We start from the raw sequence: 22,561 nt of genomic DNA on the forward strand, positions 1-22,561 counted from the left end.
CATGACGGCGCAGACAGGGCAGACGGGGCAGACGGGATTGGCCGGCCTCCGCGGCGACGCCGCACTCGAACCCGCATCCTCGACGCCGAAGTGGGCGGGCGTGGCGTGGGCGCTGCTGATCCTCAACACGCTCGGCTCGACCGGCGCGAAGACGGTCCTCCCGCTCCCGCGGTCGGTCAGCCAGCTGGTCACCATGGGTTCGCTGATGACGGCGTTCGTGATCGCGCTGGCGCTGAACAAGCACCTGCGGATCCGCCCGAGCGCGTACCTGCTGCTGCTGACGGCGCTGCTGGCGACGAGCATCCTCTCCAGCGCCGACCTGCAGGAGGGCCTCGGCGCGTTGTTCCGCTGCTTCCGGCTCACGGTGTTCATCTCCACGCTCTGGCTGCTTACCCGCTGGTGGGACGGCAGCTTCAACTTCGTCCGGTACCACATCCGCACGTACGCGGTCGTGCTCGCGTCGGTCGCGGTCGGCCTGGTGATCTCGCCCGGCAACGCGATGCCGGAGGAGTACGGCGGCCGGCTTTCGGGCGCGATCTGGCCGCTGACCCCACCGCAGATCGGCCAGTACGCGGCCGTCATCGCCGGGCTCACGCTCCTCCTCTGGTTCGGGCGCCGCACGACCTGGCGCAGCGCGCTGGTGATCGTGGTGCCGGTGCTGGGGCTGTTGATGCTCACGCACACCCGCACGGCGACGCTCGGCCTCGTCGCCGGCCTCGCGGTGGCCTTCCTGTCGATGGTGCTGACCAGCGCCCGTGCCCGGAAGGTGTTCGCGTGGACGGTCGGTGTCGGCGGGGTCGCGGGCGTGGTGCTCGCGGGTGCGTTGCAGACGTGGTTCCTCCGCGGCCAGAGCGCGGACAACTTCTCCAGCCTGACCGGCCGCGCCAAGGTGTGGGACGCCCTGCTGGAGGCCCCGCGATCGACGGCGGAGTACATCTTCGGGGTCGGACTCACCGACAAGTCCTACGACGGCCTCCCGATCGACAACAGCTGGCTCGCCATCTACCACGAGCAGGGGTTCGTCGGGATCGCGCTGGTGGCGGGGTTCCTCCTCACGTTGGTCGTGGTGGCCGTGCTGCGGCCACCGTCTCTGGCTCGCGCGTGCGCGATCTTCTTGATCACCTATTGCATTTCGGCCTCCTACACCGAAGCGGGGCTCGGCGACGCGTCGCCGTACCTGCTGCACTTGGCGGTCGCCGCGTCGCTGCTGGTCCGCGGGGTGCCGCAGTCCGACGAACAGGCATTCATCCCGGCGAAGGGGGCAGACGTGCGAGGTGCAGGCGCGTGAAGGTGCTCGTGGTGCACAACCGGTACCGGTCCGAGCAGCCGAGCGGCGAGAACAACGTCGTCGACGCCGAGGTGACGCTGCTCGCCGAGGGCGGCCACCAGGTGTCGTTGTTCGAACGCCGCAGCGACGACATCGCGGCGATGCCGCTGCCCCGCAAGGCCGCGGTGCCGCTGATGGTGCCGTGGAACCCGGCGGTGCGGAAGGAGCTCGCGGCCCGGCTGCGGGCCTGGCGCCCGGACGTCGTGCACATCCACAACACGTTCCCGCTGCTGTCGCCGTCGGTGGTCGCCGCGTGCGCGGACGCGGGGGTGCCCGCGGTCGCGACGCTGCACAACTACACGATGGTCTGCCCTCCCGGCACGCTCCACCGCGACGGCCACATCTGCACCGAGTGCGTCGGCGGCTCACCGCTGCCGGCGGTGAAGCACGGCTGCTACCGCGGTTCGAGCGCGGCCACGCTCCCGATGGCGGCGAGCATGGTCGCGAACCGGCGCCGGTGGTGGACGGGCGTTTCCCGGTTCTTCTGCATTTCGGCTGCTCAACGTGACCTCCTGGTGTCGGCCGGAATGCCCGGCGAGCGGATGGCGGTGAAGCACAACTTCGTCACCGACCCTGGTGTCCGCCGCACCGGCGCCGGCAAGCACGTGCTGTTCCTCGGCCGCGTGACCGAGGAGAAGGGGGTCGGCCTGCTGATGCGGGCGTGGGAGCGTCTCGGCGGCGCCCTGGGCGTGCCGCTGGTCATCGCGGGCACCGGCCCGATGCAGGACGAGGTCGCGGCCTGGGCCGCCGGCCGCCCCGACGTCTCGTACGTCGGCCTCCAGAACAAGGCGGAGTGCCGTGCGTTGACCGCCGACGCGATCGCGGTGGTCGCGCCGTCGACGTGGCTGGAGGCCTTCGGCCTGGTGGTGGTCGAGGCGATGGCCGCCGGCGTACCGACGGTCGCGGCGGCGCACGGCGCGTTCCCCGAGCTGGTCGACGACGGTGTCACGGGTCTCCTGCACGTGCCCAACGACGAGGCCTCGCTCGCGGACCGCCTTCGCGCGGTCGTCGGCGACCGCAATGGCGACATGGGCGACGCGGCCCGTGTCCGGTACGAGAAGGACTTCACGCCCGCTGTCGGCCTGGACCGCTTGATCGCCGGGTACGAGGCGGCGATCGAGGCGTGAGGCAGCTGGTCCGGACGGCGCCCGCGGCCCTGCCGGCCGTGCTGCGCGCTCCGCTGGCGATGTCGGCTGCCCTGGCCACAGCGGTCCTGGTCGCGCTCGGCATCCTCCACTTCCACGACTCGGGTTTGACCGGCATCGACGCCGTGCTCCTGCCGTCGATCGACGGGGTCCAGCCGCCGTGGCGGTACGTCGCCCTGGTCTTCGACTTCGGTGGCGAGCCGGTGGGGTCGGTGATCCTGGTCGCGCTCCTTGCGGGGGTGTGCTGGCTGGTCCACCGGGTCCGGACCGCGGTGCTGACGGTGCTGGGCGTCGTGGTCACGGTGGCGGTGACAACGGTGCTGAAGCCGCTGGTCGGCCGGACCATCCACGGCGAGTTCCTCTCGTACCCGAGCGGGCACACGGCCATGGCGACGGCGCTCGCGCTGGTCATCGGGCTGTTGCTCACCGACCGGCTGGCGCTCGGGCGTGCGGCCGCGGTGGCTCTCGTGCTGGGGCTGGCCTTGGTCGCCGGCGTCGCGATGGGGTGGGCCGAGGTGGCTTTGGGCGCGCACTACCCGACGGATGCTGCCGGGGGGTTCTGCGCCGCGCTCGCGGCGGTCCCGGGGACCGCGTGGGTGCTGGACCGCGTCGCCGACCGGCTCTGAGCACCGGCCGGGTCGGTCTGCCGGTGTCGTGACCGGGTCACCGGGCGAGGAGACGGCGTCTCCGGCTGGTTGCCGGGTGGTGTCGGTGCCCGGCGGGGTCGTTCGTCGGTGGGGTGACCGACCTGTGAAGGAGACCCCCATGACCCAGGAGCTGATCGCCGCCGAACGGCGGGAACTGGCCGCACTCCTCGAGGAACTGCCGCCGTCCGCGTGGGTGACGCCGAGCTTGTGCGCCGGCTGGCGCGTTGCCGAGGTGGTGGCCCACATGACCATGCCGTTCCGGTTCTCGACCGGCCGGTTCGTGCGGGAACTGGCGAAGTCCGGCGGACGCTTCAACGCCATGGCCGACCGCGTCGCCCGCCGGGAGGCGGCCGAGCTTTCCCGCGAGGCATTGGTCGCCTCGCTGCGGGACAACGCCGACCACCCGTGGCGGCCGCCGGGCGGGGGCGCGGAGGGCGCTTTGAGCCACGATGTGATCCACGGTCTGGACATCACGACCGCCCTGCAGCTGGAACGGCGGGTTCCCCGGGAACGCCTGGAGGTCATCTTCGCCGCGATGAAGGCCAAGCAGGTCAAGTACTTCGGTGCCGATCTGACCGGCGTCGCCCTGCGTGCCGACGACTTCGACTGGTCGTACGGCACCGGCACACCACTCATCGGGGCGGCCCAGGATCTGTTGCTCGTCCTCTGTAACCGGCGGCTGCCCGCCGGCCGTCTTCGCGGTGAGCCGAGCGCGCGCTTCACCATGGTCTGAGCTCCCGTCTCAGCTGGTCCGTTGTGGACAATTGAGGGGTGCTGAACCGCAGGGCCTGAAGACCGGCAGTGCGGGCCGCGGCGACGTTCGCCTCCCGGTCGTCGATGAGCAGGATCCATTCGGGGATCACGTCGAGCCGCCGGGACAGCGTGGCGAACGCTTCGGGAGCGGGCTTGCGCACCCCGATGTCTTCGCTGACGAACCAGTCGGTGATGTACTCGCTGAGCCCGAAGCGCTCGCGAAGGCGCGCCGGAAGCGCCGGCCGTGGCCCAGAAGTCCGTGGACGAACAGGTGCCGAGGCTGCATTTCTCGTACAGCCGGGCGATTTCGCCACGATCCAGCACGCAGCCGTGATCGCGGAGGTAGGGGATAAGGAACTCGCCGACGTCGATCGCATCGCGATCGAGGGCGGTGGGAGCGAGGGACATGTCTCCGACGGTACCGAACAAACGTGCGAACGCCATCGCTGAAAAGGGTGAACCCGGCGCTGTCCGAAACTCTCCGTTCGCAAATTTTCCTTTGGTGACAAGGGAAATCGAGAGCCGCGACGCGCGGTCGATCAAAAACTGTCGGACCTCGCAGGCAAGCTTTGATCAGCAGCCGGCGGGCCCACCGCCGAACGAAGAGCACTCGTCCTGCGAGTAGGGCTTTGCCTGCCAACCCGCAGCGTCGACCGTCTTGGAGGTGTCATGCGCCACGAAAGTCCACGGCCCGGAGTAGGAGTTGTCGTGCCACCGGTTGGCCTGGCGGAAGGTGATGGCCTCTTCGATCACCGTTCCCTTGTAGGGCGACCAATCCGGGAACGTACCGAAGTTCGACAGCAGGGCCATCCGCCCGCACAGGCTCGTGCAGCCGAGGCGGCCGGCGTCGAAGCGGAAGGTGTTCCCGTGGACCTCCACCCGCTGCGTCTTCCAGCGGCAGTCGTCGTACGCCGGGGCCTGCTCGATCGTGCCCGCGGCGCACGAAGACTTTGCCGCCGCCTTGGTGCAGTAGCCCGTCGAGGTGTTCGCCGGGCTGTTGCAGAAGCGGTCGGCGTTCTCCCACAACGTGATCCCGGCCCAGTTGTCCTCGAACGTGTTCCCGCTGATGTCGACGGCCGACGTCCGGGCCCGCACGCGCGGATCGCCACCCGATTCCGACAGGTACACCGTCGCCACCGGGAAGTTGTCGCCGCGCGACGCGAACGCGCGGCCCTGGACCAGGGTGTTGCCGCGGAAGGTGTTGCCGCGCAGCACCAGGTTGTAGCTGGTTTCGTAGAACAGCGCCTCGGCGTCGTTGGCCTCGAACAGGTTGTCCTCGACCAGGAAGTCGTTGTTGTTCGTGTCGGCCCACAGCCCGGCGCCGTGGTTGCCGTGGACCCAGTTGCCGCGGATGTCGGCCCCGTTCACGGCCCAGAACTTGGCGCCGCCGCTGCACCCGCAGCCCGGCACCTTGGCCTCCCAGTCGCCGGTGTTGTTGCCGGTGATCTCGTTACCCTCCAGCACCAGCCCGGTGATGCCGTCGCCCTCCTGGTAGGCGTTGAGCCCGTACTGGCCGTTGTCGCGCAGGCAGCTGTGCCGCACGACCTGGCCGGCGCCGGCCATCAGCGCCGCGCCCGCGTTGTCCTCGATGGTGGTATTCTCGATGAGCCAGCCGTCGCCGGAGTCGTGGTTGACCACGCCCTGGTCCTGCAGGGCGGCGAACCCGCGGATGGTCAGGCCGCGGATCTCCACGTTGCGGGCCCGCTGGGTGAAGGCCGCCCGGTTGACGCCGCCGCCGTCGACGACCGAGCCCGGCGCGCCGAGGTAGACGTCGCCGTCCTTGGGGACGACCTGGCCGAACTCGTCCTTGCCGAGTGTGTGGGTGCCGGGCCGGAGCCAGAAGGTCGTGCCTGCCGGGTTCGCCGCTGTCTTGGCCGCGAGGTCACCGTCGACGGACGGCTCGACGGTGACGGCTCCGGACGGTGGTTGCCCGTATCCGGCGGGTTGGTGCCCGCACACCGGACCGGGCCCGTCGGCGGCGCCCGCGACCGCCGGGCAAGCCACGGCGATCAGGAGCGAGCAAGCAGCGACGAGTACCGCACGAGATCTGCCCATGGCAGGAAGTTACGCACGAACGGGCCGGAAAACAGTCACCCTCAAGTGTCCTCATCGGACCCAATGGGTGAATCCGGCCCGCCCGTGCGGGGATCAGGCGTATTTGCGGAACACGGGCTGCACCGGGCGCCCGCCCATCCACGGCGCCGGGTCGTTGGCGTCGAGGGCCTTGCGGTACACCGTGCAGGCCTGGGCGACGACGTCGACGGTCTTGTCGATGTCCGCCTCGGTGAGCGCGGCACTGACCACGAAGGACGGTCCGAGCACCCCGCCGCTGATCAGCTCGCGCAGGAACAGCGTCCGGTACGGCTGCGAGGGGTTGCCCTGCTCGTCGAGCGTGCCGAAGACGAGGTTGCTGGCCCGGCCGCGGACGACGACGTGGTCCTCGACGCCGATCCCGGCCGCCACCTCGCGGACGCCGGCGGCGAGCCGGTCGCCGAGGGCGTGCATGCGGCCGATGACGTCTTCGTCCCGGTAGACGTCCATGACCGCCATCGCGGCGGCCAGCGAGTGGGTTTCCGCGCCGTGCGTGGTCGAGAGCAGGAACACCCGCTCGCGGCCGGTGCGCAGGCCGCCGATCTCCATCAGCTCCCGCTTGCCCGCCAGCGCCGACACCGCGAAGCCGTTGCCGAGCGCCTTGCCGAACGTCGAGAGGTCGGGCGTGACGCCGTAGAGGCCCTGCGCGCCGTGGGCGGACCACCGGAAGCCGGTGATCATCTCGTCGAAGATCAGGACGACGCCGTGGCGGGTGGTGAGCTCGCGCAGGCCCTGCAGGTACCCCGGCGGCGGTTCCACCGCCGCGGCCGCCTCCAGGATCATGCACGCGATCTCGCCCTCGTGGCGCTGCAGCAGCTGCTCCGCGGCCTGCAGGTCGCCGTACGGGAAGGACACGACCGCTTCGGTCGTCTCCTCCGGGATGCCCGCGTTCATCGGCGTCGTGCCGATGAACCAGTCGTCGGTCGAGAAGAAGGCGTGGTCGGCGCACTTGGCGACGAGCCTACGGCCGGTGGCGGCGCGGGCCAGCCGGACCGCGGCGGTCGTCGCGTCCGAGCCGTTCTTGGTGAACTTCACCATGTCGGCCGTCGGCACGTTCTCGAGGAACCGCTCGGCGGCCTCGGCTTCGATGATCGACGGCCGGATGAAGTTGCTGCCCTTCTCCAGCTCGCCGCGCACCGCTTCGACGACCCGAGGGTGGGCGTGGCCGAGGCTGACCGCTCTCAGCCCCGCGCCGTACTCGACGTACTCGTTGCCGTCGACGTCCCAGACGTGCCCGCCGCGGCCGTGGGAGATGACCGGGGCCATCCCTTCGGGATACTGGTCCGAGCCCTTGGCGTAGGTGTGCGCGCCACCCGGGATGACCCGGTGCAGCCGCTCGTCCGCCTTCGTGGAGAGGGGCAGGTTCGTTCCCATGTCGTGGTTCACCTCGTTGGTTTCAACGCCTCTCCGAGAGACGGCGCCCGTTCGTCCCGGTCACTGACCATTGTGACCGACAGTGGCCACGAAATGTCCAATTCAGGGTCTTTGTACGAAATCGTAATGTCTTCTTCAGGATCGTGTGCCCGATCGATACGGTACGAAACATCGGAGGGATCCGTGAGTGACTGGAATCCGTGCGCGCACCCCGCGGGGATGTACACGGATACCTGCGTCTCACCGGACAGTTCGAAGGTTTTCACATTCCGGAATGTCGGCGAATCCGGTCGGAGATCCACCACGACGTCGAAGATGGCGCCGTGCGAACACCGCACCAGCTTCGCCTCGCCGGCGCCGCCGCGCAGGTGCATCCCGCGGACGACCCCCTTGCGGGAGCGGGAAAGGCTGTCCTGGACGAAACCGTCCGGGTCGATGCCCACCGACGCGACGACGTCGCGGTCGAACGTCCGGCTGAAGAAGCCGCGCTGGTCCGCGTGCGGTGTGGGTTCGAACAGATACGCGCCGTCGATCTCGGGCACCGGAATGGCCTTCATCGCCCACCCCCGAAGAGGGCCGCCGAAAGAGCGGCGAACTGGTCCTTGAGCCGTTGCGCGTTCATCTCGTTCCGTTCCAGGAGCGTTTGGCGAAGTTCTGCCGAACGGTTCTCCAGTTCGGTGAATTGTTCGACGAGCCGGTCGAAGCCGACGGTCTTCGCCCGCTGGGTGAAGCCGTCGAGGCCCATCTCCGCCATGAGGACGTCGTTCTTCGGCGCGTAGCCGATCGCCACGGTCGGCTTCGCGACCTTAAGGGCGCAGAGCACGTTGTGGTAGCGCGTGGCCACCACGCTGTCCACCGCGGCCATCTCGTGCATCAGCTCGTCCAGGGTCTCCGCCGAAGCCGCCGTCACCAGCGGGGAAGCGGTCTTCTCGATGATCTCGTCGACGACCTGCCGGTCGATCCGGTCGCCGATGAACAGCCGGACGGGTCTGTCCTGGTCAACGAGCCACGCGACGAAACGGTTCATCGTGTCCACGTAGTGGCGGTAGATGCGGTCGGCCTCGGCGCGGTCGTCGTTGCCGCCGTAGTAGGCCATCACGCCAACACCGACGGTCCCCGGCTCGCCGCCGGCGGCCGGGGTGGGGAGGGAGAACGCGAGGTCGGGATAGACCTGGTCGGCACTCGTGTCGACGCCCATGGCGCGCATGGCGTCGCGCGAGATGTCGTCGCGGTAGGAGCGGTAGGCGGCGAGCCGGCCGGCCCAGCGGACCAGCGTCCGCGTCGCCCGGGCGCTGATGTGGTTCGCACCCACGCAGACGAGCGCCACCTTGGTGCCGAAGAGGCGGCCGGTGGCGGAGAGGAGGAAGAGCGAATACGGGAAACCCCAGGGACGCAGCGGAAGCGTCGCTTCGAGCACGCCCATGCCGGGCACGATGACGACGTCCTGCTTCCGGACCCAGGCCGCGGTCCGCGCGATGTCGACCAGCTTGCCGAAGCCCTTGAGGGCGACCGAGCGCAGGCCGGACGCCGTCTCGTACTCGGACTGGTTCCAGTGCAGGGGCGTCGCGTCGAGGCCGTACCGCTCGCGGACGAGCTCCGGGCCGCCGACCAGGGCACTCAGCACGGCGTCCGGGTACTCGGTGCGCAGGTAGCCGAGCACGGCTTCGAGGGAACCGTCGTTGCCGAGGTTCCCCGAGCCGAGCAGGCCGAACACGCCGACGCGCGGGGCACGCTTCACGCGAGCCTGCCTTCCCGGCCGGCCACGATCTCGTTGACCGTGGCGACGTCGGAGGCGGTCGGCGCGCGGTCCTCGACGCGCTCGCCGTGGCCGGAGCGGGCCCGGTTGGTCAGCCAGGCGCCGAGGTGGCCGAAGCATTCGCGCTTGTCGGCGGCCGAGATCGGCGCGCGGCGGATCAGGTCGGCGAACCCGAAGATGTACTCGCCGAGCAGGCGGACGGTGGGATTCCGGAGCCGGTTCGCGCGCCGCGGGTCCAGATTCGCGCACCGGCTCCGGATGGTCGGGTTGGCCCGTTCCGCGCGGCCGGGGTGGTCGCGGCGGAAGTAGAGCAGCTCGGGCACCTGGTAGAACGGGCCGTGCAGGGCCATCTCCGCCGAGTACGTGCGGTCGGCGTGGTGGTAGCTGTCGAGCGGCTTGACGCGGCGGAGGACGTCGGCGCGGATGACGCCGTAGAAGTCGTCGCCGCCCGGCTCGAACAGGATGCTGCGGAAGCGGTCCGGCGCGTGCCGGGAGCCGGTGTCCAGGGTGTACTCGAGCGGCTGGACGATGCGGCCGTCGCCGTCGATGATCGCCTGGTCGCAGTGGGCGAGGATGACGTCCGGGCGCTCGTCGAGGGCCTCGACGCACCGCTTGAGCAGGTCGCGGGCGTACAGGTCGTCGTGGGAGACCCACTTGAACAGCTCGGTGCGGGACACGTCGAACACGAAGTTGTGGTTCGGCGTCGCGCCGATGTTCTTCGGCTGGCGGACGTAGCGGATCCGCGAGTCCTTCTCGGCGTAGCGGCGGCAGATCTCGTCGGTGCCGTCGGTGGAGGCGTTGTCCGAGATGATCAGCTCGAAGTCTTCGAAGGTCTGGCCGAGCAGGGCGTCCAGTGACTCGGCGAGGTACTCCTCGCCGTTGTACACCGGGAGGCCGAGGCTCAGCCGCGGGACGGTGGTCATGGAGTCCTCATTCCTTGATCGGCTCTTTGATCGGCTCGAACACCACGGTGGGCTCGTCGGCCCCCGGCGGCACGTAGTCGCGCAGCCCCATCCGCAGTTGCAGCCACCAGACGACGGATCCGCTGAGCGTCGCGGTCGCGACGCCCCACGCGGACCCGGCCGCATCACCGAGGAAGGCGCCGGTGATGCCGAACGTGACGTAGAACAGGGAGGCGATCAGCTGCGACCGCAGGCTCCGCTTGGCGGCGCCCAACGCCCGGAGCCCGGCCGCGGCGCCGGTGGCGAAGCTCGCGCCGACCACGGCGAGGGTGACCGGGAGGATCAGCGGGGACGACGAATCCCACACCGAGCCCATCACCCAGCGGCCGGCGCTGTCGGGCACGAGGAGCAGCAGGCCGAGGCCCCAGCACAGCGCGGCGGCGGCCTGCCCGCCGCCGAGGATCACGCAGAAGTGCTTCAGCCGGTGCGGCGCCCGCTGAAGCACCCGCGCGCCCTCGGCGACGGTGACCAGGGACAGCCCCATGAGCAGGGCCAGGAACGGGCCGAGGAGCTGCTCGGCCCCGCGGACCGCGCCGACGGCGGTGATCCCGGCGATGGCGCCGAGGCCGTACGCGCGCAGCTGCGACGCGCCGCTGTTGCTGACGTTCTCGACGAGGTACCGGACGCTGAGGTCGCGCTGCGTCCGGAGCCAGCCCGCCATCTCCCGCGGGTGCGGGAGGATCCCGGTCTGGAACCCGCCGTAGAGGGCCGCGACGGCGCCGGAAAGGCCCCAGGCCAGCACGAACGCGACCACCGTGTGGATCTGCGCGGCGACGTAGAGCGCCGGGAGCAGCGCCACGCCCCACACGCAGTCGTTGATGAACGCCTTCTTGCCCGCGCCGCGCGCGAAGAACGCGAAGCGCCAGGCGTCCTGGAGGAGCAGGCCCGGCAGGACGACGGCGAGCGCGACGAACGCGTTGCCGAGCGGGCCGCCCGCGGCCAGGCCGGCCACGAGACTGACCACGCCGGTCACGCAGCCGACGCCGATCGCGGTGCCGGACGCGCTCGCCACGCCCGACCGCCACCGGTCCTCCGGCACGGCGCTGAACCGCACCATCAGCGGGTCGGTGGCGAGGCCGCGGGAGATGTTGAGCACCACGCCGTAGGTGACCCAGGCGAGGCTGAAGATGCCGAACGCGAACGTGCCGAGCGAGCGGGCCACGTACAGCCCGACGGCAAAGTTGGTCAGGCTGGACACGGCCTGGTCGCCGAGGCCCCAGCTCAACCGTCCGGCCATCGCGCGCGCCGCGCCCGACCGGAAGATCGAGCGCGGCACACGGCGATGGTTGGCCACGTCGCTCACTCCTTGACCAGACCGGCGTCGTGCAGGGCACGGGCCGCGACGTCGACGATGTCGAAGGGCAGCCCGGCGCGCTCGGCGATGTCCAAGAGCGAGTGCTCGCCGTCGGAGAGGTTGAGCACCCACAGCATCGCCATCTGGGCCTGCTTGGCGTCGCTGCGGCCGCCGAGGGAGTCGTACAGCCCGCGCTTGCCGAGCTGCGGCTCGCCGTACGGGCTGAGGTTGACGTACCGGCGGTTGCGGTCCAGGACGCCGAACGCGTCCTTCAAGACACCGAGCGTGTCTTCCATGGCCGCGGGCGACACGAAATCCGGGTTGTCGGCGGAGGTGTGGTACTCGGGGTAGCCCGCGTACGGCGTGCGCGTCAGCGAGCCGACGCCGAGGTTGAAGCCCGGCGAGCAGAACTGGCGCTCGTCGTAGCCGTAGGGCGAGAAGTCGACAACGCGGTGCTCGCGCGAGCGCAGCACGTGCTGCATGACGCGGTCGATCTCGGCGTCGTCGCGGCGGGACTTCTTGTACGTCAGCAAGCCCGGGTCGCCCGCGCACGCCAGCACCAGCCCGTGACGGACCTTCTCGATCCGGGAGGCGTTGCGGGCCAGCCAGGTGATCGAGCCGATCGTGCCCGGCATGAACAGGAAGCGGTACGTGTAGTGCGGCTGGGCCGCAGCCAGCTGCTGGGCCAGCGAGATGGCCACCGCGATGCCGGCGAGGTTGTCGTTCGCCAGGGACGGGTGGCAGACGTGGCAGGACACGATGACCTCGTCGGTGACGCGGCCCGGGACGACGTGCTCGCCGTAGGTCAGCGAGCCGTCGGCCAGGGTCGAGTCGATGACGACGTCGTAGTCGCCGTCGGGCAGCGCGTCGAGCTTGTCCTGGGCGAGGCAGAATCCCCAGGCCGGGGCGTAGTAGCTGGTCCGGTAGGGCACCCACGACGGCTGCTCGGGCAGCGTGTGCAGGTGGTCCCGCAGCTCGCTCAGCGGCATCCGCCGTGACACCGGGACGCTGTACCCGACGACGTGCAGGTTCAGCTCCTGGAAATCGATGACGCGCTCACCCGACGGCGCAGCGACGTACGCGTCCCGGATGTTCCACTCCTGCGGGATCGTCCAGTCCAGCACCGCGGTGCCGGTCGGGACTTCATGGCGTTCCAAAGAGATGTGCTCGCCGATGATGTCCAGGGTCTGCCGCACGCCGTCGCCGGTGATGCTGCGGCAGATCGGGTACAGCCGCTCGACCAGGGCGTGCAGCTCCGCCCCGGTCCGCAGCTGCGGGCCCGCCACTACTTCCGCCGCAGGGTGGAGTCGACGCGGCCGGCTTCGCCCTCGCTCTTCAACCAGGCCAGCCGGGTGAACAGCTGCTGGAACGACTCCCGGGTGAGCCCGAACTTGCGGTAGGCCTCGATGAGCTCGACGGCGCCGTCCTTGACCGACCAGTCGCAGGCGAAGCCGGGGATCGCCGCGCGGAAGCGCGAGAAGTCGACCCGGTACGAGCGCGGGTCGGCGCCCGCCTCGCCGGTGATGTTCAGCGTCGAGCCCGGCACGGCCTCGACGACCTCCTGCGCGATCTCGGCGACGGTGACGTTGTTCTCCTCGGTGCCGATGTTGAAGGCCTTGTTGTGCACGGCCTCCTTCGGCGCGGTCAGGGCCGCCGTGAACGCGCGCGCGATGTCCTGGGCGTGCACCAACGGCCGCCACGGCGTGCCGTCGGAGAGCACCAGCACCTCGCCGGACAGGTGGGCGTGCGCGGTCAGGTTGTTCAGCACGATGTCGCCGCGCAGGCGGGGCGAGTAGCCGAACGCGGTCGCGTTGCGCATGTAGACCGGCGTGAAGTCGTCGTCGGCGAGCTCGTGGACGTCGGCTTCGACGCGCACCTTCGACTCCGCGTACGGCGTCACCGGCCGCAGCGGCGCGTCCTCGTCGACGAGGTTGTCGCCGCCGGCGCCGTACACCGAGCAGGTCGACGCGTAGAGGTACCGCTGCACGCCGGCGTCCTTCGCCAGCTTCGCGAGCTTCACCGACGCGTGGTGGTTGATGTCGTAGGTCAGCTCCGGCGCGAGCGAGCCCAGCGGGTCGTTCGACAGCGCGGCCAGGTGGATCACCGCGTCGAAGCCCTGGACATGCGAAAGCGTGACGTCCCGCAGGTCGACGGCGTGCCCGGCCGGGTCGGCGGGGGCGGGCCCGAGCAGGCAGTCCTCGAACAGCCCGGAGTCCAGGCCGGTGACTTCGTGGCCGGCGGCGGCGAGCACCGGGGCCATCACCGTCCCCAGGTAGCCCTTGTGCCCCGTCAGCAACACCCGCATCGGATTCAGCCCTTCAGATCGAGAGTGAGTTTCTTGACGAAAAACGCTTCGGCGTACTTCGCGGCGGCTTCGATGCCGCGGATCCGGGCCAGCCCGAGGAAGGCCTCGCGGTCGTACCAGGGCCGCTGCCGCTGCGAGGCGTAGTGCTCCTGCAGCAGCCGGACCTTCTCCTCCGCGAGCTCGTCGGACAGCGGCTGGTACACCGACGGGCTGCCGAGGTCGCCGTCCCACTTGACGATCTCGTAGCCGAGCGCCAGGTGGTCGCGGAACGCCGTCGGCACCAGCTTCGCCAGCCCGCGGTGGTCCTGGTGCGCGTCGTCGGTGCGCGGGGCCAGGATGAGGTCCGGGTCGGTCCGGCGCCGCAGGTCTTCCAGGGCGTTCTTGGCCTCTTCCCAGTGGGCCGGGAAGCGGCCGTCCGGCAGCTTCAGCACCGTGACGTCGACCTGCGCGCCCGGGCAGAACGCCGCCAGCGCCGCCCGCTCCTCGTCCTCGCGGGGCGTGCCGCCGCCGGAGAGGACCAGCACGTCGACCTTCAGGCCCGGCCGCGACGCGCACAGCGTCAGCAGCGTGCCGCCGGCGCCGATCGCGATGTCGTCGCAGTGCGCGCCGAGGGCGACGACGCCGGTGAGCCGGTCCGGCCGGAGCCCGATCACGCGATGCTCGCGGCCGTGCGCTCCCAAAGCGCCCAGGGCCGCTCACCGTGGGTGTAGGCGTTGTCGAGGGCCGCGCGCTCCTTGACCGTGTCCGTCGGCTTCCAGAAGCCGCGGTACGGGTAGGCCAGCAGGCGGCCGCGCTTGGCGAGCTCGCCGCAGCCGTCGGCGACCAGGTCGCCGTTCTCCGGGATGTGGTCGAACACTTCCTGCCGCAACACGAAGTAGCCGCCGTTCTCCCACAGCGGCATTTCGCTCACCGCGGTGATCGAGCCGACCTTGCCACCCTCGTCCATTTCCACGCAGTGGAAGGACGACTGCGGCGGCACGACCATCATCGAGGCGCCCGAGTCGGAGTTCGAGAACCGCTCGATCATGTCGGGCAGCGGGACGTCGGACAGGACGTCGGCGTAGTTCGCGAGGAACATTTCGTCGCCGTCGAGGTACGGGCGCACCCGGCGCAGCCGCTCGCCGATCGGCGACTCGATGCCGGTCTGCACGAAGGTGATCGTCCAGTCCGCGATGTCGGTCGACAGCAGTTCCGCCTGCCCGTTGCGGAGGACGAAGTCGTTGGAAATGGTTTCCTGGTAGTTCAGGAAGAAGTTCTTGATGTGCGCCGCGCCGTAGCCGAGGCACAGGATGAATTCGGTGTGGCCGAAATGCGCGTAGTAGCGCATCACGTGCCAGATGAGCGGTCTCGGACCGACCATCGCCATCGGCTTCGGGACGTCGTCGGCCGCGCCGTTGCGCATCCGCATCCCGTAACCACCGCAGAAGAGGACGACCTTCACTTCACTGCACCTCGACGATTTCCAAGTGGGGAATCGGGAACACGAGCTTTCCGCCCCAGGCCCCGATGTGGGAGAGCTGTCCGGTCAGTTCCTCCCGGAGGTTCCACGGGAGGACGAGCACGTAGTCGGGCCGGTCCGCTTCGATCCGTTCCGGCGGCAGCACCGGGATGCGCGTGCCGGGGGTGAACCGGCCGTGCTTGTACGGATTGCGATCGACCGTGTACTGCAGCAGGTCCGTCCGGATGCCGCAGTGGTTCAGCAGGGTGTTGCCCTTGCCCGGGGCGCCGTAGCCGACGACGGTCTTCCCGTCGTTGCGCGCCTCGATGAGGAACTTCAGCAGGTCCAGCCGCACGCGGGTGACGCGCTCGGCGAACTCGGTGTACCCGGACAGCTCGTGCAGCCCGGCGGCCTTTTCGCGCTCCAGCACGTCGGTCATCCGCTCGCTGGGCTCGCCCGCCACCTCGGCGGGCCGCGCCCACAGCCGGATCGACCCGCCGTGCGTCGGCAGCAGTTCGACGTCGACCACGGTCAGCCCGCCGGTCGCGAGGGCCCGGCGCGCGGATTCGACCGTGTAGTACTGGAAGTGCTCGTGGTAGATCGTGTCGTACTGGTTCTTCTCGATCAGCGTGAGCAGGTGCTGGACCTCGATGGAGACCCAGCCGTCGTCGGCGACGAGCGCCCGCAGGCCCTTGGTGAAGCCCAGGACGTCGGGGATGTGCGCGTAGACGTTGTTCGCGGCCACCAGATCGGCCGGCCCGTTTTCCTCGCGCACCTTCAGGCCGGTTTCCTCGGAGAGGAACGCGGTCAGCGTGGGTACCCCGGCGTCCCGCGCCGCTTGCCCCACGTTCACCGAAGGTTCCACGCCCAGACACCGGATCCCGTGCCCGACGACGTGCTTGAGCAGGTAACCGTCGTTGCTCGCCACCTCGACGACGAACGATTTCTCGCCGAGGCCGAGCCGCTCGACCGCGCCGTCGACGAACCGCTTCGCGTGCTCGACCCACGACGTCGAGAAGGACGAGAAGTACGCGTACTCGGTGAAGGTGTCGTCGGGGTCGATCAGCGGCGGGATCTGCGCGAGCCAGCAGTCGGTGCAGACCTTCAGGTGGAGCGGGAAGGTGGCTTCCGGCTCGTCGAGCTGCTCCGCCGGCAAAAATCGCTCACACGGGGGAGTCGCGCCGAGGTCGACGACACTGGCCGTGTTTGTCGAACCGCAGAGTCGACATGTGGTCATCTACCAGGCTCCTTGGCTCGCGGTCGCGATGTGCGTTTAACACGTCGACCGGCGCCGGAAGGTCGTTACAGCGACGCGGGAGCCGCCGGTGGACCGATTCGGAACCGCAACCTGAATGGCCTAACTGTGGCGGGAATCACCAACCGTGCCCGTTCGAACCCGTAACGTCCACAGTGGACCTCCTTCTAGGCTGGCCGGATGACTTCCCAGCCGACTCCCCGCCTGAGCGGGTTCGCGGGCGTGGTGCTGACGGTCCGCTTCCTGACCGAGCTGGCCCTCCTGGGCGGCCTGGCCCTGGCGGGCACCCAGCTCGGCAGCGGTGTCGCGCTGGCGATCGTCGACGCGGTCCTGCTGCCGGTGGCGGCGGCCGCGCTGTGGGGTCTGTTCATCGCGCCGCGGGCGCGCCGCCGCCTCCCGGAACCGGCCCGCTTCCTGCTGGAATTCGCCCTCTTCGCGGTCACCGGCGTGGTGCTCGCCCTGGTCGGCTGGCTGGTCGCGGGCATCGTCGTGGCGGTGGCCGGGATCGGCGTCGCGGCCCTGACCCGGGTGGTCGCCAAAGACGGCTGAGCCCTCCCCGCCGCTCGGCGGAGAGGGCTCCGGCAGCAGCTCAGGCGAGCTTTTCGGCGGCCGGGACGACGTCGGTGGCGAACTTCTCGAGGACCGCCGGGCGGTGGACGTGCGGCACCACCCCGAGCGCGACCTGGATGCCGAGCCCGTTCAGCCGCTCCAGCTCGGCCGGCAGCTCGTCGGACTTCTCACCGTTCTCGCCGACGTCGAGCTTGCGCTCCAGGTCCGCGGGACTCCTCTGCGTTCCAGCCCGCGCCGATGCCGAGGATGGCGCGGCCGCCGGAGAGCAGCTTGGCGCGCGGCGATGAAGCCGAGGGCTGTGTACGCCTCGAGCATGTCGTTCTCGACGGAGTCGAAGCCCCGGTCAGAAATCGCGGACCAGGAAGACCCGGCCGTGCAGGGGGTCGGTGACCCACACCGTGCGCGTCCGCTGGTCGACGGCGACGTCACCGGGGTTGACGCCCAGCGACAGCTCGCCGCTCAGCGTGCCCGCCGTGCCGTCGACGCGGGTGAGCCCGTTCTGGCCGCCGTTGGTGAACACCGTGTTCGTGCCCTGGTGCACGGCCAGCGCGGAGGATTCGCTGCGCAGCAACACGGTCTTGCGCTCGGTGCGCGTGACGGCGTCCACAATGGACATGTGGTGGATGCCGGAGTTCGCGACGTAGACCGTGCCGCTCGCGTGGTGCACCGCGACCCCGGTCGGGTTGCGCCCGACCTTCACCGAAGCGACGAACTTCCCGCTGTCGATCGAGAACACCTCGATCGAATCGGTGGCGGTGCTCGCGCAGTAGGCCAGCTTGCGGCCGGGGTCGACGCCGATGCCGGCGAACCCCTGCTGCGGGCCCGGCACGAGCGCGGCCAGCGTGCAGCTGACGCCGTCGAGCACGGCGAGCGTCCCGGTGGTGCCGCTGGCCGCGTAGACGCGGTTGGCCTCCTCGTCGACCGCCAGCGCGGAGGCACCGGCTCCCGCGCCGATCACGCTCACCAGGTCGTGGGTCCGGCTGTCGAGCACCACCACGGTGCCCGCCGGGGGGTTCGCGACGTAGATCCGGCCGGCCTCCGGGTCGGCCGCGACGTCGCCGGGCTCGCCGCCGACGTGGATCACGTCGACGACCGACGCGCTGCGCGGATCCACCACGGACACCGTCCCGGCCTGGGCGTCGGTGACGTACCCGAGGCCGGTGACCGGGTTCACCGCGACCGCGGCCGGGGCGCCGCCGAGGTCGAGGGACCGGACGTCCTCCGCGCGGGCCGTCCCGGGCAGGAAGACGGCACCGGCACCCGCCGTGACCAGGGCGAACAGGGTCCGCCGGGGTAGCCGCCCACCTCGCATCGGCGCCTCCGCTCCTGATCATCCCGCCGCCCGAGCGTAACCCGCGCCATCCCCACCTGAAGGAACTTCGCGTCCCCCGATCGCGTTGTTTCCACTGGGTAACCCACTTCCAGAGCGGACGGAGGCGAGCGCGCGTGCACGGGCACCAGAACGGACTCAAGACGGCATTGCTGCTCGGCCTGCTGTCGGCGATCATCATCGCGCTCAGCGGGCTCTTCGGCTGGGGTGCGCTGCTCATCGGGCTGGTCATCGCCCTCGGGATGAACGCGTTCGCCTACTTCAGCTCCGACAAGCTGGCGCTGCGCGCGATGCGGGCGCGGCCGGTGTCGGAGGTCGAGCAGCCCGCGATGTACCGGATCGTGCGCGAGCTCGCGCAGGTGGCCCGGCAGCCGATGCCGCAGCTGTACATCAGCCCGACGGTCGCGCCCAACGCGTTCGCGACCGGCCGCAGCCCGCGGCACGCGGCGGTGTGCTGCACCACCGGCATCCTCGACCTGCTCGACGAGCGCGAGCTGCGGGCCGTGCTCGGCCACGAGCTCTCGCACGTCTACAACCGGGACATCCTGATCTCGTGCGTGGCCGGCGCGCTGGCCAGCGTGATCAGCGTGCTCGCGAACATCGCGCTGTTCTTCGGCAGCAACAACCGCGACGGCAATCCCCTGCTCAGCCTGCTGCTGATCTTCGTCGGGCCGATCGCCGCGGCCATCATCCGGATGGGTGTCAGCCGATCGCGGGAGTACCAGGCCGACGCGTCCGGGGCCGAGCTGACCGGTGACCCGCTGGGCCTGGCCTCGGCGTTGCGGAAGCTGGACGCCGGTACGCGGGCGCGGCCACTGGTCGCCGAGCCGCAGCTGGTGTCGCAGTCGCATCTGATGATCGCGAACCCGTTCCGCCCCGGTGAGGGCCTGAGCAAGCTGTTCTCGACCCACCCGCCGATCGCCGACCGCATCGCCCGGCTCGAAGAGCTGGCCCGCCGCCCGTTCTGATCCCAGCTGGTGGGAGCGGGAATCCCGGGTCCGCGGCCGGAGTTGCGCAGGCATGGTTTCCGCACAGCTGCACCTGGGCGTCGCCATCGACGGGGCCGGGTACCACCCGGCCGCGTGGCGGATCTCCGCGGTCGAGCCCGCTGCCCTGTTCACCGCCGGCCACTACCTGAAGTACGCGAAGCTCGCCGAAGCCGCTTCGCTCGACTTCGTCACCCTCGACGACTCGCTCGCGCTGCAGCCCGGCGGTGAAGGGGTCGTGCGCGGCCGGCTCGACGCGCTGCTCACGCTGTCCGCGATCGCGCCGGTGACCAGCCGGATCGGCCTGGTCCCGACCGTCACCACCACGCACACCGAGCCGTTCCACGTCTCGACGTCGGTCGCGACGCTGGACTACGCGAGCCGGGGCCGCGCCGGCGTCCTCGCCGTGCCGTCGCTGACGGCCGCCGAAGCCGCGCACTTCGGCCGCCGCCCGGCTCCTTCACCGGCGGACGGCGACGCCGAGACGGCCGAGGTCCTCGACGTCAGCACCCGGCTGTGGGACAGCTGGGAGGACGACGCGATCGTCCGCGACGCGGCGACCGGCCGGTTCATCGACCGCGACAAGCTGCACTACGTCGACTTCGAGGGCCGGTTCTTCAGCGCGAAGGGACCGTCGATCACGCCGCGCCCGCCGCAGGGCCACCCGGTGACCGCGGTCTACGGCGACTCGCCGCACGCGAGCGCCGCCGACGTGGTCGTGACCCGGGCGGACCACCTGGACGCGGTCCGCGCCACGGCCGCCCGGTTCCCGGGCGCGAAGGTGCTGGCGACGGTGTCGATCGTGCTGGCCGAGACCGAGCAGGGGGCCCGCGACCGGCAGCGCGAGCTCGACGCCCTGATCCCGTTCGAACCCGCGGGCCTGTCGTTCGCCGGCACGCCCGCGCAGCTGGCCACCGAACTGCCGCGCTGGGCGGCCGAGACCGGCGTCGCCGGTTTCCACCTGCGGCCCGCCGTCCTGCCCGACGACCTCGACCTGCTCGCCGGCGAGGCCGTGCCCGCCCTGCGTGCCGCGGGCGCGTTCCGGAGCGGCTACGCGGGCACCACCCTGCGCGAGCACGTCGGCCTCGGCGTCGCCGTCAACCAGTACCAGGGGGCGTGAGATGACCAAGCAGATCAAGCTCGCCGCGCACTTCCCCGGCGTCAACAACACGACGGTGTGGAGCGACCCGGCCTCGGGCAGCCAGATCGACTTCGCGTCGTTCGAGCACCTGGCCCGCACGGCCGAGCGCGGCAAGTTCGACTTCCTCTTCCTCGCCGAAGGCCTGCGGCTGCGCGAGCACGCCGGAAAGATCCTCGACTCCGACGTCGTCGGCCGGCCCAACACGACCACCGTGCTGGCCGCGCTGTCCGCCGTCACGACGCACCTCGGCCTGGTCGGGACGCTGTCGTCGACGTTCAACGAGCCCTACGAGGTGGCCCGGCAAGTCGCGAGCATCGACCACCTCTCCGGCGGACGCGCGGCGTGGAACGTCGTGACGTCGCCGGACGCCTTCACCGGGCAGAACTTCCGGCGCGGCGGCTTCCTCAAGCGGGAGGACCGGTACGCGCGTGCCGAGGAGTTCCTGGCCACCGTGCGCGAGCTTTGGGACAGCTGGGCGCCCGGAACCCTGGTGGGGGACAAGGAGAACGGCGTCTTCGCCCGCGACCCGGGCAAGTTCGTCCACAGTGGAGCCCAGTTCGACATCGCCGGCGAGTTCACCGTGCCGCGGACGCCGCAGGGGCAGCCGATCGTCATCCAGGCCGGCGACTCCGACGAAGGCCGCGAGTTCGCCGCGAAGGCCGCGGACGTCATCTTCAGCAGGCACGGCACCCTCGAAGACGGCCAGGCGTTCTTCCACGACGTCAAGCGCCGGCTGGCCGCGTACGGCCGTGAGCACGGCGAGCTGCTGATCATGCCGGCCGCGACGTTCGTCCTCGGCGACACCGACGCCGAAGCCGAGGAGAACGCCCGCGAGATCCGGCTCCAGCAGGTGCGCCCGGCCACCGCGATCCAGTTCCTCGAGCAGGTGTGGAGCCGCGACCTGGCGGAGTACGACGTCGACGGGCCGCTGCCCGAGGTCGACCCCGACCCGGACGCCGAGCCGCTGACGTGGGGCCGCGTCCGCCACGAGAAGGACCCGCTGGAAACGGCGCGCCGGTGGCGGGCCGTCGCGGAGGAGAAGAAGCTCTCGATCCGCGAGCTGGTGATCGAGGTCACCGCGCGCCAGCAGTTCGTCGGCACGCCGTCGACGGTGGCCGGCGCGATCGACGAATACGTCCAGTCGGACGCGGCCGACGGGTTCGTGCTCGTGCCGCACCTGACCCCGGGCGGGCTCGACGAGTTCGTCGACAAAGTCGTCCCCCACCTGCAGGAACGTGGGGTCTTTCGCACCGAGTACGCTGGACCGACGCTGCGCGAGCAGCTCTTCTAGGCCGAAGCTCCCGCCGCTACGGCGACTGCCTTCACGTAGTCGCCGTAGCCGGACTTCGCCAGCTTCTCGCCGAGCGCGTAGCACTCGTCGGCGTCGATGAAGCCCATGCGCAGCGCGATCTCCTCGAGACACGCGATGCGCACGCCGGTGCGGTGCTCCAGCACCTGCACGAACTGGCCGGCTTCGAGCAGCGAGTCGTGCGTGCCGGTGTCGAGCCAGGCGAAGCCGCGGCTGAGCTCGATCAACGTGGCGCGGTCCTGGCGCAGGTAGGTCAGGTTGACGTCGGTGATCTCGAGCTCGCCGCGCCGCGACGGCTTCAGCGCGCGGGCGATGTCGACGACGTGGTTGTCGTAGAAGTACAGGCCGGTGATCGCCTTGTTGGAGCGCGGCTTCAGCGGCTTTTCTTCGATGGTGCGGAGTTTGCCTGTCTCGTCGACCTCGCCGACGCCGTAGCGCTCGGGGTCCTTGACCGGATAGCCGAACAGGACGCAGCCGTCCAGCTCGCGCACGGCCTGCTGCAGGCGGCTGGAGAAGCCTTGGCCGTAGAAGATGTTGTCGCCGAGGACCAGCGCCACGTCGTCGTCGCCGATGAAGTCCGCGCCGATCACGAAGGCCTCGGCCAGCCCGTTCGGGCTCGCCTGCTCGGCGTAGGAGAACGAGAGGCCGAACTGGTCGCCGTTGCCCAGCAGCCGGCGGAACATCGGCAGGTCGGTGGGGGTGGAGATGACGAGGATCTCGCGGATCCCGGCGAGCATCAGCACCGAGATCGGGTAGTAGACCATCGGTTTGTCGTAGACCGGCAGCAGCTGCTTGGACACCGCCTGGGTGATCGGGTGCAGACGTGTCCCGCTGCCTCCGGCCAGCACGATGCCCTTCATGGACGGCCTCCCTTTTCC

The 22,561-nt window shown here is 70.4% G+C and carries 22 protein-coding genes; 8 read left to right on the forward strand and 14 right to left on the reverse strand.

Going from position 1 to position 22,561, the window contains the following annotated elements; genetic code table 11:
• The first annotated feature begins 1 nt into the window (after position 1).
• The 4 genes from C2L58_RS10475 to C2L58_RS10490 all read left to right on the forward strand — a co-directional run bounded on the left by C2L58_RS10475 (position 2) and on the right by C2L58_RS10490 (position 3,852).
• Positions 2-1,288, forward strand: coding sequence for an O-antigen ligase domain-containing protein (locus C2L58_RS10475; RefSeq protein WP_369904173.1), 1,287 nt, complete (start codon positions 2-4; stop codon positions 1,286-1,288).
• Positions 1,285-2,454: a glycosyltransferase family 4 protein gene (locus C2L58_RS10480; RefSeq protein ID WP_103337354.1), complete on the forward strand. Its 1,170-nt coding sequence runs from the start codon at positions 1,285-1,287 to the stop codon at positions 2,452-2,454. Before C2L58_RS10475 ends, C2L58_RS10480 begins: the two co-directional genes overlap by 4 nt.
• On the forward strand, positions 2,451-3,098 hold the full coding sequence (locus C2L58_RS10485) for a phosphatase PAP2 family protein (RefSeq protein WP_103337355.1): 648 nt from the start codon (positions 2,451-2,453) through the stop codon (positions 3,096-3,098). The genes C2L58_RS10480 and C2L58_RS10485 overlap by 4 nt, the downstream gene beginning before the upstream one ends.
• 139 nt (positions 3,099-3,237) lie before the next feature.
• Positions 3,238-3,852 (forward strand): maleylpyruvate isomerase family mycothiol-dependent enzyme, encoded by a 615-nt coding sequence (locus C2L58_RS10490; RefSeq protein ID WP_103337356.1) that lies wholly within the window; start codon positions 3,238-3,240, stop codon positions 3,850-3,852.
• Here the strand turns inward: C2L58_RS10490 and C2L58_RS51470 are convergent.
• From C2L58_RS51470 to C2L58_RS10550, 12 genes are all read right to left on the reverse strand, one after another.
• Positions 3,839-4,249 (reverse strand): HAD family hydrolase, encoded by a 411-nt coding sequence (locus C2L58_RS51470; RefSeq protein WP_103337357.1) that lies wholly within the window; start codon positions 4,247-4,249, stop codon positions 3,839-3,841. The two genes, C2L58_RS10490 and C2L58_RS51470, sit on opposite strands and share 14 nt — an antisense overlap.
• Positions 4,250-4,445: 196 nt before the next feature.
• The gene (locus C2L58_RS10500; protein WP_233225663.1) at positions 4,446-5,927 is read right to left on the reverse strand and encodes a right-handed parallel beta-helix repeat-containing protein; all 1,482 of its coding nucleotides are present in this window, start codon (positions 5,925-5,927) and stop codon (positions 4,446-4,448) included.
• A gap of 93 nt (positions 5,928-6,020) precedes the next feature.
• Positions 6,021-7,337 carry a glutamate-1-semialdehyde 2,1-aminomutase gene (locus tag C2L58_RS10505; protein WP_103337395.1) on the reverse strand — a complete coding sequence of 439 codons (1,317 nt, stop codon included), beginning with the start codon at positions 7,335-7,337 and terminating at the stop codon, positions 6,021-6,023.
• 8 nt (positions 7,338-7,345) lie between these two features.
• The gene (rfbC, locus tag C2L58_RS10510; protein ID WP_103337358.1) at positions 7,346-7,894 is read right to left on the reverse strand and encodes a dTDP-4-dehydrorhamnose 3,5-epimerase; all 549 of its coding nucleotides are present in this window, start codon (positions 7,892-7,894) and stop codon (positions 7,346-7,348) included.
• Positions 7,891-9,075 (reverse strand): polysaccharide pyruvyl transferase family protein, encoded by a 1,185-nt coding sequence (locus C2L58_RS10515; RefSeq protein ID WP_103337359.1) that lies wholly within the window; start codon positions 9,073-9,075, stop codon positions 7,891-7,893. Before C2L58_RS10515 ends, rfbC begins: the two co-directional genes overlap by 4 nt.
• The gene (locus C2L58_RS10520) at positions 9,072-10,016 is read right to left on the reverse strand and encodes a glycosyltransferase family 2 protein (protein WP_103337360.1); all 945 of its coding nucleotides are present in this window, start codon (positions 10,014-10,016) and stop codon (positions 9,072-9,074) included. Before C2L58_RS10520 ends, C2L58_RS10515 begins: the two co-directional genes overlap by 4 nt.
• 7 nt (positions 10,017-10,023) lie before the next feature.
• The gene (locus C2L58_RS10525) at positions 10,024-11,349 is read right to left on the reverse strand and encodes a hypothetical protein (RefSeq protein WP_103337361.1); all 1,326 of its coding nucleotides are present in this window, start codon (positions 11,347-11,349) and stop codon (positions 10,024-10,026) included.
• A 5-nt stretch (positions 11,350-11,354) separates the two neighbouring features.
• Positions 11,355-12,635 carry a DUF4910 domain-containing protein gene (locus tag C2L58_RS10530; RefSeq protein WP_103337362.1) on the reverse strand — a complete coding sequence of 427 codons (1,281 nt, stop codon included), beginning with the start codon at positions 12,633-12,635 and terminating at the stop codon, positions 11,355-11,357.
• Complete coding sequence (locus tag C2L58_RS10535; protein ID WP_103337363.1) at positions 12,635-13,654, reverse strand: NAD-dependent epimerase/dehydratase family protein; 1,020 nt, start codon at positions 13,652-13,654, stop codon at positions 12,635-12,637. Before C2L58_RS10535 ends, C2L58_RS10530 begins: the two co-directional genes overlap by 1 nt.
• A 5-nt stretch (positions 13,655-13,659) precedes the next feature.
• Positions 13,660-14,307, reverse strand: a complete 648-nt coding sequence (locus tag C2L58_RS10540; protein WP_103337364.1) for a PIG-L deacetylase family protein — start codon at positions 14,305-14,307, stop codon at positions 13,660-13,662.
• Positions 14,304-15,095, reverse strand: a complete 792-nt coding sequence (locus tag C2L58_RS10545) for a glucose-1-phosphate cytidylyltransferase (RefSeq protein ID WP_103337365.1) — start codon at positions 15,093-15,095, stop codon at positions 14,304-14,306. Before C2L58_RS10545 ends, C2L58_RS10540 begins: the two co-directional genes overlap by 4 nt.
• A 1-nt stretch (position 15,096) precedes the next feature.
• Positions 15,097-16,329 carry a class I SAM-dependent methyltransferase gene (locus C2L58_RS10550; RefSeq protein ID WP_103337366.1) on the reverse strand — a complete coding sequence of 411 codons (1,233 nt, stop codon included), beginning with the start codon at positions 16,327-16,329 and terminating at the stop codon, positions 15,097-15,099.
• Between the two features lie 198 nt (positions 16,330-16,527).
• Here C2L58_RS10550 and C2L58_RS10555 point away from each other — a divergent pair, with 198 nt between their 5' ends.
• Entirely contained in the window at positions 16,528-16,896 is a 369-nt protein-coding gene (locus C2L58_RS10555; protein ID WP_199191208.1) for a YrdB family protein, read from the forward strand.
• 364 nt (positions 16,897-17,260) lie between these two features.
• Here the strand turns inward: C2L58_RS10555 and C2L58_RS10565 are convergent, their stop codons facing one another.
• Positions 17,261-18,229, reverse strand: coding sequence for a YncE family protein (locus C2L58_RS10565; RefSeq protein WP_103337367.1), 969 nt, complete (start codon positions 18,227-18,229; stop codon positions 17,261-17,263).
• Between the two features lie 134 nt (positions 18,230-18,363).
• Here C2L58_RS10565 and htpX point away from each other — a divergent pair, with 134 nt between their 5' ends.
• Genes htpX through C2L58_RS10580 form a run of 3 tightly spaced genes read left to right on the forward strand, consistent with a single transcriptional unit; the run spans position 18,364 to position 21,665 of the window.
• Positions 18,364-19,215 (forward strand): zinc metalloprotease HtpX, encoded by an 852-nt coding sequence (htpX, locus tag C2L58_RS10570; RefSeq protein ID WP_103337368.1) that lies wholly within the window; start codon positions 18,364-18,366, stop codon positions 19,213-19,215.
• Between the two features lie 52 nt (positions 19,216-19,267).
• Positions 19,268-20,353, forward strand: a complete 1,086-nt coding sequence (locus C2L58_RS10575) for an LLM class flavin-dependent oxidoreductase (RefSeq protein WP_103337369.1) — start codon at positions 19,268-19,270, stop codon at positions 20,351-20,353.
• A 1-nt stretch (position 20,354) separates the two neighbouring features.
• Complete coding sequence (locus C2L58_RS10580) at positions 20,355-21,665, forward strand: NtaA/DmoA family FMN-dependent monooxygenase (RefSeq protein ID WP_103337370.1); 1,311 nt, start codon at positions 20,355-20,357, stop codon at positions 21,663-21,665.
• Here the strand turns inward: C2L58_RS10580 and rfbA are convergent.
• Positions 21,662-22,543: a glucose-1-phosphate thymidylyltransferase RfbA gene (rfbA, locus tag C2L58_RS10585; RefSeq protein WP_103337371.1), complete on the reverse strand. Its 882-nt coding sequence runs from the start codon at positions 22,541-22,543 to the stop codon at positions 21,662-21,664. The two genes, C2L58_RS10580 and rfbA, sit on opposite strands and share 4 nt — an antisense overlap.
• Positions 22,544-22,561: the final 18 nt, after the last annotated feature.

The sequence above is a fragment of the Amycolatopsis sp. CA-126428 genome, from assembly GCF_002904335.1.
GTDB lineage: Bacteria > Actinomycetota > Actinomycetes > Mycobacteriales > Pseudonocardiaceae > Amycolatopsis.